At 69.6% G+C, this 15,723-nt stretch carries 14 protein-coding genes, 2 pseudogenes and 1 riboswitch; of the genes and pseudogenes, 5 read left to right on the top strand and 11 right to left on the bottom strand.

Translation table 11 applies throughout. The annotated features are described in order from the left end of the window. Positions 1 to 527: 527 nt before the first annotated feature. Positions 528 to 657, bottom strand: a pseudogene (locus KLK06_RS59995) (NUDIX domain-containing protein); the annotation flags it as partial. A 443-nt stretch (positions 658 to 1,100) separates the two neighbouring features. On the opposite strand from KLK06_RS59995, the gene KLK06_RS21245 reads away from it, so the two are divergent. Beyond that, positions 1,101 to 2,159 carry a glycosyltransferase family 2 protein gene (locus KLK06_RS21245; RefSeq protein WP_214637262.1) on the top strand — a complete coding sequence of 353 codons (1,059 nt, stop codon included), beginning with the start codon at positions 1,101 to 1,103 and terminating at the stop codon, positions 2,157 to 2,159. Here KLK06_RS21245 and KLK06_RS60000 read toward each other — a convergent pair. Then, positions 2,141 to 2,266, bottom strand: a pseudogene (locus KLK06_RS60000) (hypothetical protein); the annotation flags it as partial. The gene KLK06_RS21245 and the pseudogene KLK06_RS60000 overlap by 19 nt on opposite strands. A gap of 152 nt (positions 2,267 to 2,418) precedes the next feature. Between KLK06_RS60000 and KLK06_RS21250 the strand changes: the two are divergent. Next, positions 2,419 to 3,195 (top strand): class I SAM-dependent methyltransferase, encoded by a 777-nt coding sequence (locus KLK06_RS21250; RefSeq protein ID WP_214637263.1) that lies wholly within the window; start codon positions 2,419 to 2,421, stop codon positions 3,193 to 3,195. Here the strand turns inward: KLK06_RS21250 and KLK06_RS21255 are convergent. Then, the gene (locus KLK06_RS21255; RefSeq protein ID WP_214637264.1) at positions 3,174 to 4,214 is read right to left on the bottom strand and encodes an iron-containing redox enzyme family protein; all 1,041 of its coding nucleotides are present in this window, start codon (positions 4,212 to 4,214) and stop codon (positions 3,174 to 3,176) included. The genes KLK06_RS21250 and KLK06_RS21255 overlap by 22 nt on opposite strands. A 256-nt stretch (positions 4,215 to 4,470) precedes the next feature. Here KLK06_RS21255 and KLK06_RS21260 point away from each other — a divergent pair, with 256 nt between their 5' ends. After that, the gene (locus tag KLK06_RS21260; protein ID WP_214637265.1) at positions 4,471 to 4,626 is read left to right on the top strand and encodes a hypothetical protein; all 156 of its coding nucleotides are present in this window, start codon (positions 4,471 to 4,473) and stop codon (positions 4,624 to 4,626) included. A 57-nt stretch (positions 4,627 to 4,683) separates the two neighbouring features. Here the strand turns inward: KLK06_RS21260 and KLK06_RS21265 are convergent, their stop codons facing one another. The 6 genes from KLK06_RS21265 to glyA form a co-directional block, all read right to left on the bottom strand. Beyond that, the gene (locus KLK06_RS21265; RefSeq protein WP_214637266.1) at positions 4,684 to 5,253 is read right to left on the bottom strand and encodes a hypothetical protein; all 570 of its coding nucleotides are present in this window, start codon (positions 5,251 to 5,253) and stop codon (positions 4,684 to 4,686) included. A 420-nt stretch (positions 5,254 to 5,673) separates the two neighbouring features. After that, entirely contained in the window at positions 5,674 to 6,279 is a 606-nt protein-coding gene (locus tag KLK06_RS21270; protein ID WP_214637267.1) for a sarcosine oxidase subunit gamma, read from the bottom strand. Next, positions 6,272 to 9,067 carry a 2Fe-2S iron-sulfur cluster-binding protein gene (locus KLK06_RS21275; protein ID WP_214637268.1) on the bottom strand — a complete coding sequence of 932 codons (2,796 nt, stop codon included), beginning with the start codon at positions 9,065 to 9,067 and terminating at the stop codon, positions 6,272 to 6,274. Before KLK06_RS21275 ends, KLK06_RS21270 begins: the two co-directional genes overlap by 8 nt. Next, the gene (locus tag KLK06_RS21280) at positions 9,064 to 9,327 is read right to left on the bottom strand and encodes a sarcosine oxidase subunit delta (RefSeq protein WP_214637269.1); all 264 of its coding nucleotides are present in this window, start codon (positions 9,325 to 9,327) and stop codon (positions 9,064 to 9,066) included. The genes KLK06_RS21275 and KLK06_RS21280 overlap by 4 nt, the downstream gene beginning before the upstream one ends. Positions 9,328 to 9,355: 28 nt before the next feature. Beyond that, complete coding sequence (locus KLK06_RS21285; protein ID WP_214637270.1) at positions 9,356 to 10,573, bottom strand: sarcosine oxidase subunit beta family protein; 1,218 nt, start codon at positions 10,571 to 10,573, stop codon at positions 9,356 to 9,358. 1 nt (position 10,574) lies between these two features. Continuing rightward, on the bottom strand, positions 10,575 to 11,888 hold the full coding sequence (gene glyA, locus KLK06_RS21290) for a serine hydroxymethyltransferase (RefSeq protein WP_214637271.1): 1,314 nt from the start codon (positions 11,886 to 11,888) through the stop codon (positions 10,575 to 10,577). Positions 11,889 to 11,943: 55 nt separating this feature from the next. Between glyA and KLK06_RS21295 the strand changes: the two genes are divergently transcribed. Together KLK06_RS21295 and KLK06_RS21300 are read left to right on the top strand one after the other, a co-directional pair. Further along, positions 11,944 to 12,636 (top strand): GntR family transcriptional regulator, encoded by a 693-nt coding sequence (locus KLK06_RS21295; RefSeq protein WP_214637272.1) that lies wholly within the window; start codon positions 11,944 to 11,946, stop codon positions 12,634 to 12,636. 234 nt (positions 12,637 to 12,870) lie between these two features. Continuing rightward, a riboswitch (guanidine-III (ykkC-III) riboswitch) is annotated at positions 12,871 to 12,938 on the top strand. Between the two features lie 69 nt (positions 12,939 to 13,007). Next, positions 13,008 to 13,829, top strand: a complete 822-nt coding sequence (locus tag KLK06_RS21300) for an MBL fold metallo-hydrolase (RefSeq protein WP_214637273.1) — start codon at positions 13,008 to 13,010, stop codon at positions 13,827 to 13,829. Between the two features lie 64 nt (positions 13,830 to 13,893). On the opposite strand, the gene KLK06_RS21305 is transcribed toward KLK06_RS21300, so the two are convergent. Both KLK06_RS21305 and KLK06_RS21310 read right to left on the bottom strand, forming a co-directional pair. Continuing rightward, the gene (locus tag KLK06_RS21305) at positions 13,894 to 14,298 is read right to left on the bottom strand and encodes a hypothetical protein (RefSeq protein WP_214637274.1); all 405 of its coding nucleotides are present in this window, start codon (positions 14,296 to 14,298) and stop codon (positions 13,894 to 13,896) included. Positions 14,299 to 14,328: 30 nt separating this feature from the next. Next, positions 14,329 to 15,618, bottom strand: a complete 1,290-nt coding sequence (locus KLK06_RS21310; RefSeq protein ID WP_214637275.1) for a DUF6745 domain-containing protein — start codon at positions 15,616 to 15,618, stop codon at positions 14,329 to 14,331. Positions 15,619 to 15,723 lie beyond the last annotated feature (105 nt).

A 15,723-nucleotide genomic window follows, 5' to 3' on the forward strand; every position in this document is an offset into this window, starting at 1 on the left:
GTCGCTGCCGAAAGCAGGCATCACTACGCGGCATGGACCCTGTTCAACCAGGCCATGGCCGACCACCTGGGCATGCGCCTCACCGACCCGCAGTGCCTTGGGTCCGCTCAGCCTGGAGCCCGAGCCACTGAGCTCTAGGGACTCCTGACCATGACATCTCCTCGGCGCGGGGATTGCGATCAAGGTCCAGTCTGGGAGTTTCGGCGGACGGCAACCAGTTATGAGCTCACCGATCGGACCGTGAGATCCTCACAACCGCTCCGCGAGCCCCCGCGCCGCGCTCCTTCCCCACCACGCCAGCCGTACGGCCAGCGGGGCGAGAGCCACCATCGGGACGGTCATGAACGCCATCTCGGCCACCCGCTGTGCCGCTCGAAAATTCGAGATCAGACAGAGCAGGCGGACAAGCACAAGAGATGATCTTTTGTGCAGGGACGAACCCCGTCAAGGCGCAGGTCAGAGCCATCGTTGCTGCTTTGACGCGATACACGCTTCGGCCGGCAGGCGCGAGCGTGACGCTCTCTCGGGCCGGTGATCTCACTGACGATCCCGGTCTCTTCGAGGGTCTCGCGGATGGCGGCCTGCGGGATGGACTTGCCCAGATCGATGGCTCCACCGGGGACAGCCCAAATTGCCGTGGTCACTGCGGCGGATCATCAGGATCTCGTCCGAGTCGTCGTGGACCGACCGTAGGCCGCGCTCGGTGAGGGAGAGGGCGTCGGCGCTGCCCTGCAGATGGCCGATGCCGCCCAGGAAGTTGGGTCGAGTGGATCGTCGGCTGCTACAACCTCCGACGCAGGCACATGATCGCCAAGAGGTGTGGCATGGAACGTCTGGCCGGTCGCCTTCCTCCAACCGTTTGGGTGGGTACTCCCCGGGAAGGCGCAGCTGTGAGAGCAGGACAGGGGGATGAACGGTGCTAGTTTCCCGCGCCTGTGCATCAGGCGGTGCGCCGACCAGCGAGTCTTCAGGCGGTCGAGGCCCGGCACGAGGATGCCGGTGAATGCCAGGTGGCGCAAGGTGTTCCGGCGACCCGGGTTGGTCGGGCAACAGGAAAGGCCGTGCGGCACGAGATCCTTCGTCCAGGAACGCGCGGTCGCATGATGGACTACGTGCTCCCGTTGCGCTGGGAGGACGATGCCGGCCTGGAGGAGTTGACCGCCTACTTGCGCGCCGTGACCCGCCACGTACGGGTCATCGTCGTCGACGGTTCTCCTGCGCCGTTGTTCGAGTCCCACGCCGTCTCCTGGCGCGGCTTGGCGGTGCACGTCCGTCCCGCGAAGGACCTCCGATTCGCCAACGGCAAGGTCAACGGTGTGATCACCGGCCTGCGTATGGCGCGTGGCGAGCACGTGATCATCGCCGATGACGACGTTCGCTACGATGAGCGTGCCCTCGCCAGGATGGAGCTGCTCCTCGCCGACGCTGATCTGGTCCGGCCCCAGAACCACTTCTCGGAGTTGCCCTGGCACGCTCGCTGGGACACTGCCCGGTCCCTGCTCAACCGCAGTTTCGGCGCTGATTACCCTGGTACGTTCGGCGTGAGCCGCTCGTTCTTCACCGCGATGGGCGGCTACGACGGCGACGTGCTGTTCGAGAATCTCGAGCTCATCCGCACCGTCAGGGCGCACGGCGGCAGGGAGGTCCGGCCTCTCGACCTCTACGTGCGACGCCTGCCGCCCGACGCCGCCCGCTTCTGGAACCAGCGCATTCGGCAGGCGTACGACGATCTGGCGCAGCCGGCTCGCATGGCGCTGTTCCTGTCCGTGCTCCCCGCGCTGACGGCCTGCGTGCTGCGCCGCCGGTACGGCTTGGTGGTGGCCGGTGTCGGCTTGGCCGTTGGGGTGGCGGAGATCGGGCGGCGGCGGGCGGGAGGCAGACGGGTCTTTCCCGGCACGGCAGCGCTGTTCGCCCCGGTTTGGATTCTGGAGCGGGCGACGTGCAGTTGGCTTGCGCTGGGGGCCGCTCTTCGCGGCGGCGTACCGTATGCCGGGCGCAGGCTTCGCCGAGCGGCTCACTCCGTCCGGTGGCTGCGTCAGAGTGCGGGGTCGGGCTCGCTCGTCGCCCTGAACCCGGCCGCCTTGTGCGAGCCGTCGCAGAACGGCTTCGCCGACGACAAGCCGCAACGGCACAGTGCCACAGTCGCCCGGCCGGCGTGAATCGGCACACCGTCCTGAGTCACCAGCTCGAACGGACCTCGTATCAGCAGAGGGCCGTCCTCGCACGGTGTCACCGTGACCACGTCATCATCGCGTGCATGTGACATCTCACCCTTCTTACCCTGCGGAAACAGGGGAAACGCTCATGACCGCTCAGCAGTCAGGATGCGCCCCGATTGACTCCACACGCGCCGGGTAACAGATGACAACGGCAGAAATGTCGTGATCCGTGCCCCTGCCCTCAACACGAGGAGTCACAGTGCGCCGATCATCGTCTTCGTCCCGTTCCGCTGAAGGAGAAGGGGGGTTCGATCCGTCGGCCTATGGGCGGAGCATCGCCGACATCTACGACGCGACGGTCGAGGAGCTGCCCACCGAGGCGACTGTGGAACAGCTGCATGTGCTGGCGGACGATGGGCCTGTGCTGGAGTTCGGCATCGGCACGGGGCGCTTGGCGCTGCCTCTGGCCGCGAAGGGTCTGACGGTGGCCGGCATCGACGGCTCCGGCGACATGGTGGAGATCCTGCGCTCCAAGCCGGGTGGCGAGCACATTTCTGTGGCCGTGGGGGACTTCGCCACCACCAAGGTCGAGGGCCTCTTCAGCCTGGTGGCGCTCACCACGAACACGATCTTCGCGCTGCCGTCGCAGGACGCGCAGGTCGACTGCTTCCGCAACGCCGCGGCGCATCTGCGTCCTGGGGGCCGGTTCGTGGTGGAGGCCTGGGTTCCTGACCCGGCGACCTTCCATCGTGAGGCCGCTCTGCGGCTGCTCTCTCTGACCGAGGATGTCGTTCTGGCCGAGGCGGCCTGGATATCGCCTGCCGAGCAGTTCATGAGGACCACCAAGGTGCGGCTGACGTCCGAAGGAGTGCGCCTGCTACCCGCCAACCACCGCTATGCCTGGCCCGCCGAGCTCGATCTGATGGCCCGCCTGGCGGGGATGGAGCGCGAGTTCCGGTGGTCCGACTGGAACCGGACGCCGTTCGGGGACGACAGCCGCGCACACGTCACGGTCTACCGCGTTCCCATCGCCTGATCGGCTGGTCGCACACTCCGCTCCAGCGGATGTTCCAGCAACGGTTCGGCCAGTGACGTGGCGCCTTGTTCCCAGCGGCCGAGGACGTACCCGGCCCACAGGCGCTCCAGCTCCAGGGCGCAGGCGGCGCCGTAAAGGACGTCTCCCGCCAGCATCGGGTGACGGGCGGCGAAGCCGCCGCACAGATCATGCGCGGCGATCTGCTCGTGCACGGCATCGGCTTGTACGTGCTCGTCGTAGAAGCGGACGGCGTCCACGTCACCGCCGAGTCGGCGCAAACCTTGGGCGTAGCGGCGGTTGGGCAGGGAGGAGGTCATCTCGAGGGCCGCAAGGTGTCCGATCAGAGCGCCGCGCAGCCGCCGGTGCAGGCCGAACAGCGACATGACGTTCGAGATCGCCAGCGTGACACCCGGCACTCGTCCGAGGTAGGCGCCGTAGGAGTCGTCCAGGCCGAGTCCGCGCATGGTGGCCCGGAACAGCTCGGAGTGCATCCGCTCCCAGCGGCCACCGCCATACTCGTCCGCCTGGATCTCCACCAACGCGGCCTTCGGTGCGCCCCGCAGCCGGGGGATCGCCCACGTGTGCGGATCGGCCTCCTTGAGATGGTAGATCGACCGATGGACGACGAACTCGCGGAACTGGTCGCGGTCGGCTCGATGTGCCAAGAAGCCGGACACGGAGGCACCATCGTCGGTGGCGACCAACTCGTTGAGTGCCTGCCGCACTTTCTTCGGCCCGTCGAGGGACGGCCGGGGCACGGCCAGCGCCAGCGCCTCCTCGAAACGCCGCTCCAGGACCGCGCGTGCGGCCAGCAGCGACGGCTCCCACTCCCAGCGGTCATCCACGTCGTCGAAGCTCTGATAGTGCAACTCGTAGCAGGCGAACAAGGCCAGCTGGAAGTCGGCGTCCGCCAACTCGGCACCGGCGACGTCCAGTGGCAGTGGCCGTCCGTCCAGCGGCTGGACCAGGCGTTCGAAGAGCGTCGCGGTGATGGGCCCGCGCGGTGCGGGAAGCCTCATCAAAGCCCCCGGTCCGCGGTCGTCTCCCGTACGCCCTCGCGGCCCCTGACATCGACAGCCGTCACACGCACCTCCTCCTTGCCCTTCGCAAGTGCCCGTGACGGGACGTGACAAACCGGCCCTCACTGGCCTGACCAGGGCGGATGTTCAACATCCGGGCGACATGCAACACCGCATCGTGGTGTAGCTGACGATTCCCATGGGGGCAAAGGTGTGGTCTGTTCGGTTCTGTCATCGCCTTCTGCCACGATCACCGATGAAGCCGACAGGACGGGAGCAGGACATGGTCGAGCAGGCCACGCGGCGGGTGGTCGACAATGACGCCCCCCTCGACGAGGCCCTGACCTGGGCGGCCCGTCTCGGCCTGAACACCGGGGACGCGCTCCGCACCACCGGCACCCTCCCCACCTGACGATCGGAACAGCCGGTGGCCCAGGGCATCTCAGCCCCGGGCCACCAGGGGTACTGCTCAGCGGTTGTAGACCCAGATGGTCCCGACGTTGTCGTTCAGGAGTGACCCGAGGTAGGGCACCGGCAACCCGAACTCTTGTGAGGACGTGCCCGCTCTGTTGGCGAACCTCGCGGTGTTGCAAGGACCTGCCCCTCGGGCCGAGCTGAGGATGCGGCTCCAGATGCCGAACGTGGCGCTGTTCACGTCCAGGCGGTAACCCGCGCGGTCACACGGACCGTCGTCGCCGAAGATGTTCGTCGACGCCCCGTGGTAGTCGGTGTCCGAATACCAGGTCATCAACAGGTCGGCGGCGAGCGGCCGCACCGTCGACTTCGGGCTGTCTTCCGACGTCTCTTGGAGCATCTTCTCCCGCGCGTTGGCGGCTGAGGTGTCATCGCAAGCGCGAGCAAGCACCGGCGAGGGCTTTCCCTCGGTCGCCTTACCGATGAGAACGGCGCAGTAACGGTCTTCCCCCGTCTGCGCGACCGCCGCATCGACCTTGGCCGGGCCGAGCGAGACCGCAACCGCGGCCACGGCCAGGATCGCCCCCAGCCGGGCCAGGAGATTACGTGACTCTACGCGCACCATTGTGGTGATCCTCTCTTTCACGTGTACCTGCTGAGCGCCATGTCCGGATGGCCGATAGTGGGCCACTCGACAAGCCGGCGGCTTCAGGTCGCGTTCGTGACCGCTTCACCGCAGGTGGCTGACCCGTTCGGGCAACCGGCGCATCTGTACGTCCGTGTCGGAGTGCTTTGTAGCCGGCTCATTCTTCGGCCGACCGCCGACACACCGAGAATCATCGCAACGATCGCTGTCGCCACCCTGTCGTCGACCTTGCACCGGGAACCCGCCATCAGCTCCGGGAGAAAGCCACGTCTCCCAGGTGTTGAACGCCTTGCGCGGCCACGCTGCCGACGGCCGGCCACTCAGCGCGGAATGACAGTGCGCCTGGTGGTAGGGCCTGCCCCCCTTGAAGCCGGGCAGGGACGGCTGTCGTCACCGCTGTCAGCGGGCCTGTGCGCCGGCGTACTCACGCATCGCGTCGAGGAGCCAGCGTGCGACGTAGTCGGCGAAGGAGGAGCGCGGGAGTATCCGGTACGCCGCCGGGCCGGTCTGCCACAGCAGCACCGGGATCCTGGCCAGGGTCGTCGTCACGGCCGAGCCGGGGCCGAAGGCCCGCGGGTGCAGGTCGGCAGGGCAGGCCTTCTCCAGCACCTCCCGGGCCCGCTCGCCCGTCAGCGCGAGGGTGGTGCGGTTCGCCGAGACGTCGACCACCTGGCCCCGGTCGGCGCCGAGCGCCGTCTCGAGCTGGTCGGCGAGTGCCACGGGGGTCGCGGTGGAGACGACGAGCCACTCGTCGGGGCCCAGCCACAGCGCGGCGTGGCGGCCCATGGCCGCGACCTCGCCGCAGCGCCGCGGCAGCTCGAGGTCCAGGATCCGGCCGATCCGGCCGGCCGCGGCCGATCCGGGCCCGACCCGTACGGAGACCATGGTGAGGAACGGCTCCTCGGCCAGCGCCACCGCGTCGCCCGAGCCGGCGGCGAGGGCGTCGGTCAGATGGGCGAGCGGGCTGCGGCGCAGTGCCTCGAGCTGGGGGGTGGGGTCAACCATCGCGCCGGCTCCCTTCGGGGTCGTAAAGAACGGAAGCGGTTACCTCGACCTCAACGGTCCGGTCACCGACCGGAGCGAGGAGCACCTCGCCGATCCGGTTGCGGCCGTCGGCGATCAGCGCCAGCCCGAAGCTCCGGCCGAGCGCCTCGCTGTGGTAGCTCGAGGTGACGTGGCCGAGCATCGGCACGGGCACGTCCTCGAGCGGGGTGCCGAGGGCGACCAACTGGGTGCCCTCGGGCAGTCGCGTCTCGCGGTCGACGGGCAGCACGCCCACCAGGTGCTTGCGGTCGGTTCGGGCCGTGTCGGCCCGGAGGAAGGACCGCTTGCCGATGAAGTCCTTGACCTTCGACACGACCCACTCCATGCCGGCATCCTGCGGTGTGACCGTGCCGTCGGTGTCCTGGCCGATGATCGGATAGCCCTTCTCGGCGCGGAGCACGTGCATGGTCTCGGTGCCGTACGGGGTGATGCCCAGGTCCGCGCCGGCGGCGTGGATCTCCTCCCAGACTGCCTGGCCGTACCATCCGGACACGTTGACCTCGAAGGCGAGCTCGCCGGAGAACGAGATCCGGCAGATGCGGGCCGGGACACCCGAGGCCAGCACGGTCTCGCGGAAGGTCATGAACGGGAACGCCTCGTTGGCGGCGTCGAGGTCAGGTGCGACCCGGCCGATGACCTCGCGGGACCTCGGCCCGACGACGGCGACGGTGGTCCACTGCTCGGTGACCGAGGTCACGGTGACATCGAGGTCAGGCCATTCGGTCTGGAGGAAGTCCTCCAGGTGGTCCAGCACCGCCGCGGCGTTGCCGGTGGTGGTGGTCATGAAGTAGCGCTCGTCGGCCAGCCGTACGGTGACGCCGTCGTCGAAGATCATCCCGTCGGGCTTGCACATGACCCCGTAGCGGGCCGAGCCGACGGGGAGCTTCTTGAAGGCGTTGGTGTAGACCCGGTTGAGGAACTCGCCGGCGTCCGTGCCCCGCACCTCGATCTTGCCGAGGGTGGAGGCGTCCATCATGGCGACGCCGGTGCGCGCGGCGCGGCATTCGCGGGCGACGGCGTCGTCCATGCTCTCGCCTGCCCGCGGGTAGTACCACGGGCGCAGCCACTGCCCCACGATCTCGAACTCCGCGCCGTGGGCGACATGCCAGGAATGCACAGGCGTGGTGCGCTTCGGGTCGAAGAGGTCGCCCCGCTCGCGCCCGGCGAGGGCGGCGAAGGAGACGGGAGCGTACGGCGCGCGGTAGGTGGTCGTGCCGATCTCGCCGATGCCCGGGCCCGAGCCGTCGGGGCCGCCCAGGGCCGCGGCGATGACGCCGAGAGTGTTCACGCCCGAGGTCTTGCCCTGGTCCGCGGCGGTGCCGACGGAGGTGTAGCGCTTGATGTGCTCGACGCTGCGCAGCCCGGCTCCGGTCGCCCGCATGATGTCCGCGACGGTCTGGTCGCGCTGCAGGTCGACGAAGTGCTCCTCCCAGGACTCGGTGGGGCCGGGCACCAGCCAGACCTGCCTCACCTCGCCGTAGGCCGCTCCTTCGACGCCCGCGGGCGTGACCGGCGAGGCGGTGAAACCGGCAGCGACGGCCGCGCGCGCACCGGCCTCGCCGCCCTCGCGCAGGGCTCCGGCCAGCTCGAATGTGCCGTTGGCCGCACCGGCGACCTGCTGATTCTTGACGAGAGCGGCGGGCACGAAGGCCGCGAGGGTGTCGTCCCATCGTGTTGTGCCCTGGCGCTGGCTGTGGAGGTGGACGACCGGGGACCAGCCGCCGGAGACGGCGAGCACGTCGCACTCGATGGTCTCGCCGGCGTCGGTGATGACGGCGGTGAGCCGCTCCTCGCCGACGGTGTGGCTGAGGAACGGGCCGGTACGGGCATCGAGCACGGCGGCGACCTCGACCCCGGCGGAGCGGAGGTCTTCGACGAGCGGCGCGGTGGAGTCGTTGGTGGTCGCCACCACGACGCGCGACCCCGGGCGGACGGCGTACCGGTTGAGATAGGTGCGCACCGCGCCGGCCAGCATCACGCCGGGGCGGTCGTTGCCGGCGAAGACGATCGGACGCTCATGAGCGCCGGTGGCGAGTACGACCTGCCGGGCCCGTACGTGGTGCAGCCGCTGCCGCGACACCCCTTCGGGAGCCGTACCCCCGAGGTGGTCGGTGCGCTGCTCGACGGCGAGCAGGTAGTTGTCGTCGTAGGAGCCGAAGGCGCTGGTGCGCGTGAGCACGCTGACTTCTGGCAGAGAGGCCAGCTCCTGGGCGACCTCGGCCACCCATGCGAGCGCGGGTCGCCCGTCGACGGTCTCGCCGCTCGTGGAGAGCAGCGAGCCGCCCGGCTCGGGCTGGTCGTCGATGAGCACCACCCGGGCCCCGGAGCGGCCGGCGGCCAGCGCGGCGCACAGGCCCGCCGGGCCGGCGCCGACGACGAGCACGTCGGTGTGGGTGAAGCGCTTGTCGTAGCCCGCGGTGTCGGGCGTCGGGTCGAGCACGCCGAGCCCGGAGAGGGTGCGGGCCGAGAGCCCGTCGACGAGCGGCCGGACGGTGGCGGGCACCATCGGCTCGGAGATTTCGGCGCCGACCTGCAGCAGCGCGTTCGGCTCCTCCACCCCGGCCGAGAAGATGCCCCGTGGGCGGCCTCGGTAGATGGAGTCGCCGACCCTGATCCGGCCGGCCGCGAGGAGCGCCGACGCGACGGTGTCGCCGGGGTGGCCGGTGTAGTCCTGCCCGTCGACGGTGAAGGTGAGCACCTGGCTGCGGTCGATCCGGCCGCCGGAGGCGAGGCGGTTGGGCCGGCTCATCGGGATGCTCCCGTGTAGGTCTCGATGATCTCGTAGCTGCGGGTGTCGCGGACGGCGTTGAACCACTTGCGGCAGCCGACGCTGTGCACCCACCGCTCACGGAAGCGGCCGTCGGGATTGTCGCGGTAGAAGAGGTACGACGCCCACTCCTCGTCCGACAGCGCCGACGGGTCCTCGGGGTAGGCGACGTGGGCTTGTCCGCCGTACTGGAACTCGGTCTCGTCGCGGGGCCCGCACCACGGGCACGTGATCAGCAGCATGGCGATTCCTGGTCTGCGCGGCTAGGGGTCAGTGGGCGACGGCGGCGGCGCCGTGCTCGTCGATGAGGGCGCCGGTGACGAAACGGTCCAGCGCGAACGGACGGTTGAGCTCGTGCGGCTCGCCGGTGGCCATGGTGTGGGCGAGGGCCCAGCCGGCGGCGGGCGTGGCCTTGAAGCCGCCGGTTCCCCAGCCGCAGTTGACGTAGAGGCCCTCGACCGGGGTGCGGCCGATGATGGGCGAGGCGTCCATGGTGACATCGACGATGCCGCCCCAGGTGCGGAGCACGTGGGCGCGGGCGAAGATCGGGAAGAGCTCCACCGCGGCGGCCATCTGGTGCTCGATCACGTGGAACGAGCCGCGCTGGCCATAGCCGTTGTAGGAGTCGACGCCGGCGCCCATCACCAGCTCGCCCTTGTGCGCCTGCGAGACGTAGACGTGCACGTGGTTGGACATGACCACGGTGGGATGGACCGGCTCGTAGAGTTCGGAGACCAGCGCCTGCAGCGGGTGGGACTGGATCGGCAGGCGGAAGCCGGCGAGTTCGGCGAGCACGCTGCTGTGGCCGGCGGCGGCCAGGCCAACGGTTCCGGTGGCGATCCGGCCACGGGTGGTCTCGACGCCGACCACGCGGTCACCGTCCTTGGCGAAGCCGGTGACCTGGCAGTTCTGGATCAGGTCGACGCCCATGCGGTCACAGGCGCGGGCGAAGGCCCAGGCGACGTGGTCGTGCTTGGCGATGCCGGCGCGCGGCTGGTAGGTGGCGCCGAGCACCGGGTAGCGCACGTTCGGGAACACGTTGACGATCGGGCAGACCTTGGCGACTTCCTCGGGGGAGAGCCACTCCGCGTCGACGCCGTTGAGCTTGTTGGCCTCGACCCGGCGCACGCTCTCGCGGACGTCGGAGAGGGTGTGGGCGAGGTTGAGCACACCGCGCTGACTGAAGAGGAAGTCGTAGTCGAGCTCCTCCGGCAGCCCCTCCCAGAGCTTGAGCGCGCGCTCGTAGATCGCCGCGCTCTCGTCCCAGAGGTAGTTGGAGCGGATGATCGTGGTGTTGCGGGCCATGTTGCCGCCGGCCAGCCACCCCTTCTCGAGCACGGCGACGTTGGTGAGGCCGTGGTTCTTGGCCAGGTAGTACGCCGTGGCGAGCCCGTGCCCGCCGCCACCGACCACGACGGCGTCGTAGGACGGCTTCGGGTCGGGGTTGCGCCAGAGGAAGTCCGGGTGCTCCGGGAGCAGGTCGGCCATCTCAGGCCGCCGATCCGGCCAGGGGGGCCAGGTTCGGGTAGAGCGGGTACGCCGCCGCCAGCTTCTCCACCCGGCCACGGAGCGCCGCGACCTCGGCATCCGGCAGCTCGGGGGCCAGCGCCGCGGCGATGACGTCGGCCACCTCGGCGAACGCGGTCTCGTCGAAGCCGCGGGTGGCCAGCGCGGGCGTGCCGATCCGCAGGCCCGAAGAGACCATCGGCGGACGCGGGTCGAAGGGGACGGCGTTGCGGTTGACGGTGATGCCGACCCGGTGGAGGCGGTCCTCACCCTGCCGGCCGTCCAGGGAGGAGTGGCGCAGGTCGACGAGCACGAGGTGGACGTCCGTGCCACCGGTGAGCACGGTGGCGCCGGCCGCGGCGACGTCCTCGCCGAGCAGCCGTTCGGCGAGGATCCGGGCGCCGGCCAGGGTACGCTCCTGCCGCTCACGGAACTCGGCGGACGCGGCGATCCCGAAGGCCACCGCCTTGGCGGCGATGACGTGCTCGAGCGGTCCGCCCTGCTGACCGGGGAAGACGGCGCTGTTGATCTTCTTGGCCAGCTCGGCCTTGCTGAGGATCACCCCGCCGCGCGGCCCGCCGAGAGTCTTGTGGGTCGTGGTCGTGACGACGTCCGCGTACGGCACAGGGCTCGGGTGGAGACCCGCGGCGACCAGCCCGGCGAAGTGCGCCATGTCGACCATCAGGTAGGCGCCCACGAGGTCGGCGATCCGCCGGAACTCGGCGAAGTCCAACTGGCGGGGGTACGCCGACCAGCCGGCGACGATCATGCGCGGTCGATGCTCCACGGCCAACCGCTCCACCTCCGCCATGTCGACCTGGTGGTCGGATTCGCGCACGTGGTAGGGCACGACGTTGTACAGCTTGCCGGAGAAGTTGAGCCGCATTCCGTGGGTGAGGTGGCCACCGTGCGCCAGGTCGAGGCCGAGGATGGTGTCGCCGGGCTCGAGCAGAGCGACCATCGCGGCCGCGTTGGCCTGCGCCCCCGAATGAGGCTGCACGTTGGCCGCCTCCGCCCCGAACAACGCCTTGACCCGGTCGATCGCGAGTTGCTCGATCACGTCTACGTGCTCGCAGCCTCCGTAGTAGCGCCGGCCCGGATAGCCCTCAGCGTACTTGTTGGTCAGGACCGAGCCCTGCGCTTGCATCACGGCGGCCGGAGCGAAGTTCTCCGAGGCGATCATCTCCAGCGTCGACTGCTGTCGAACCAGTTCGTCGTCAATGGCCTTCGCGATCTCAGGGTCCACATCGGCGATCGGTGAGCTGAGGACGTGTTCGGCACCGAGGTGGACATTCATGGACAGCCTCCGTGACATACATCTGATATATCAAGCGTCTGTTACGCTAGACACCATGTCGTTCACTGTCAACCACGAGGCACGGACTCCCGGCCCGGGAGGGGGTCCGGCGAGCTCATCGTCGATGTCCGACCAGGCATACCAGGAGATCCGCGACCGACTGGTGATGCTGGACATCCGGCCAGGCGCACCGATCAATGAGCAGCACCTCGCCCTCGAGCTCGGCCTTGGCCGAACGCCGGTTCGCGAGGCGCTGAAGCGGCTCGAGACCGACAAGCTGGTGGTCGCGTTCCCGCGTCGGGGGACCTTCGCCACCGAGGTGCACATCACCGACCTCGCCCATCTCTCGGAGGTCCGGCTTCTCCTGGAGCCGGCCGCCGCGGCTCACGCCGCGAGACGAGCCCGCCCGGCCGAGCGCGAGATCCTGACCGCCCTGGCGAACGGTGTGGCCGAGCTGGATACAGCCGCGATCCCGTCCAGGGAGCTCATACGTGCGGACCTGAGGATCCACCGCGCGGTCTACGACTCGACCCACAACCCCCACCTGCGGGACACCCTGCTCCGGTACGACAATCTCGCCACCCGCATCTGGTGCCTGCTGCTCGACCAGATCCCAGAGATCGCTTCGCATATCCAGGAGCACGGACCCCTGCTGCGCGCCATCGTCGCCGGCGACGCCGACGGCGCGGCATCGCACGCCCGGAACCACGTAGAGGGCTTCGAGCAACAGGTGCGCACCTTGCTGTAGGCTCCGGCGGCCGCTTGCGTGGGTATCCAGTGCACCGCCATCGGTCTCACTGGAGTCATGCCAGGAGTCGTCGAAGGGTTCGCCGCCCTCCGGGAGCAGAGCGAGCGGCGTCTGCCGTCGATCGATGAATACCGGCTGGCCGAGCGGCGGCTGCTGGAAGGCATGGGCCGCTTCACAGCTGCGACCGACCCGACAGGGCACAGCTCAGCCGCTCGGTACTGTGGTAACGTCGCGGCGGCGGCTCGTGGGTGCCTGCCCCGGACGAGATGTGCGCCGTACCCGGTCTGCTAAGACGACGCATTCCAGGAGACGCCATGGGCGCAGGTACGTCCCTCATTGATTTCGCCGGCCAGGTTCCCCAGCCTCATGGGTTGGATGTTCGGTGGATCCATGGCTCGCGGTCGGCCAAGCACAACACCGACCCGGACATCCAGGTCCACGCGTACGACGAGCACACGTTTATTTTGCGGCAGAACATGGCGATCGACTATGAGGCGCCGTTCCTGTTCCTCTTGTTCGGAAACGCTCGGGTGGTGCTGATCGACACAGGCGCCACCGCATCCGCGGAGTTCCTTCCTCTGCGCCAGGTGGTCGACGAGCTCATTGCGAGCTGGCTCGCTCATCACCCTCGGGAGGGCTACCACCTGCTGGTGCTGCACACTCACCCGCACGGAGACCACATCGCGGGCGACGGCCAGTTCACCGACCGCACCGACACGACGGTGGTCGGTGCGGACCTGGCCTCCGCCTGGACGTACTTCGGATTCGGCGAGAACCCTGATGCTGTGGCGCAGGTCGACCTGGGAGGCCGGGTTCTGGAGTGTCTGGCCACCCCGGGCCACCACGAGGCGGCGGTCACGTTCTACGACCCGTGGACCGGATTCCTGCTCACCGGCGACACGGTCTACCCCGGTCGGCTCTACATCCAGGACTGGCAGGCCTTCGCCCGCACGATCGACCGCCTGATCGAGTTCTGCGACCACCGGACGGTCAGCCACGTGCTCGGCTGCCACATCGAGATGACCCGGCGACCAGGCGTGGACTATCCGGTCCGCACCGTCTACCAGCCTGACGAGCCCCCACTGCAGATGACCACCGGCCACCTGCGCGAGATCCGCACGGCGCTCAAGGAAATCGGCGACCAGCCCAGCCGACGCGCCTTCCCGCTCTTCGTCCTCTGCCCCAGCGCATGAGCAGTGCGACCGGACGGGATCCCGTTCCCGGCGTCCGGCCTTCCCCGGCCGCTGTGACGCTCCGTCAATCGGCGACGAGCCGGGCTTGGTCGGCCTGCTCGCGCTGGCGCCGCAGCTCGTAGGTGCCCGGTGCGATGCCGGTGAAGGCGTGCTCGGGGTGGGCGAGGTAGGCGGTGGCCCCCTCTGCGACGGTCAGCACGCCGAGTACCATTCCGCCGCCGGAGCGCTCCGGGGCGAAGAACGCCTTGCCGGTGGCGAGCAGGAGGTGGGTGTTGGCCTCGGCCTGGCCACGGACGATCGGAACGCCGCTCTCGGGGACGGGGGTGCGGGCCGGTTCCCGGTTGGCCGGTACGACGGCGACATCGCCCTGGAACTGCAGGCCGGACAGGATGGGGATCTCGGCCTGCCGGTCCAGGTGGTCGTCGATGGTGACGCCGAAGGTGGCGATGGCCTGTTCGATGGTGGGCATCTTCTCGGGCTCCCTTGCCGGTGGGCGTGATCATGATCGTCGTTGTGCCGTGGCGTACTGCGCCGAGGTGAGGCCGTAGGTCCAGGCGGCGGCCTCGAGAGGGTCGGTGCACTCGGCGGGGACGGTGAGGCCGAAGCGGCGGCGGGTGCCGTCCCGTTCGACGGTGCCGTTGGTGCACAGCAGGACCCGCACGTGTGTGGTGTAGATGTCCGCGGGGACGTCGTGCAGGGTGAGGGTCTGGCCGGGGTTGCCGGGGTCGGGTACGGCGGGACCGACCTGGGCAAGGCGGGCCTCGGCGATGAAGCGGTCCCAGCCGCGGCGTTCGATGGCGCAGCGGCGGATCTCGGCGTTGGTTTCGCGGAGGATCTCGTCGGCGGTGAGGGTGTCGTCGATGACTGCTTGGGTGACGTGGGTGCCATGCCAGAAGTACAGCCCGAACCCGTCGGTCCAGCCGACCGCGGGGCCGTCGGCGCGGTGTGGCCGGTGCGTGGCCTGGACGCCCTCGCCGACTTGCTCGAGGTGCAGCTCGGCCGGGCGCGGACAGAGCATGACAAAGTCGAGGAAGGGCCACCACCACCAGCCGGCGGGCGCGGTTTGCGCCGCGGCTTGCTCCGCGAGGGTCCGCCACGACCGGTCCTCGTCCAGCGGCTGGACCGTGTCCTGCCTGAAGCGGCCGACCAGGGTCAGCCAGGTGTCGGACCGCTGGCACGCCAGATGGGCCCGCCACAGCCGACGTACCTCGCCGCGGATCGTGTCCTGCCGCGGGCCGCCCACCGCCGCGTCCACCGCCGCCCGCACGGCCGCGTCCGATGCCCTGGCGACCATGGCCAATGCGCCGGTGGACACCTGTCGGCTCTCCTCGCGGGCGGGCGTGACGTGCGCCGTGTCCCGCACCGCCGAGGCCATCGCGGAACCCATCGCCGAGGCGATCTCGGTGTGCAGGGCGGTGGCCGCCGCGCCGTGCACCGGATCGCTCACCGCGCCGTCGGCCGCGGCCTGGACCGCGGCGCGCACTACGTGGCCGACGGTCTCGCCGGCGGTCTCGCCCACCACCCGGTAGACGGAGTCCAGGACGCGGTTGTTGCGGTGGCCGGTGCTCAGGCAGGCGGCGATCGGTGCGGCGAACGCGCCGACGAGGGGTGAGGACACCCACACGACCCGTTCCGGGAACGGGACCCCGATCTCCTGGTAGCAGGCGCGGGCGGCGGACTCCCACGCCCGCCTCTCGTCGAGGGTGTCGTCCCGGCCGCGCTCGGCCCGGGGCGTGCGCGGCGCCTCCCGCTCGTCGGCCGTCGAACGGGCTGGACCCGGTGGATTCACGGTGGAGACCTCCAACTGAGGCGGGCCCCTTGACTCCGCCCGAGGACGCCGCAATGTACACCGTGCCGCGTGGGGGCTGTCCACGTCAGCGATCATGTACTTGGC

This window comes from Nonomuraea sp. NEAU-A123 (assembly GCF_018603905.1).
Taxonomy (GTDB): domain Bacteria; phylum Actinomycetota; class Actinomycetes; order Streptosporangiales; family Streptosporangiaceae; genus Nonomuraea.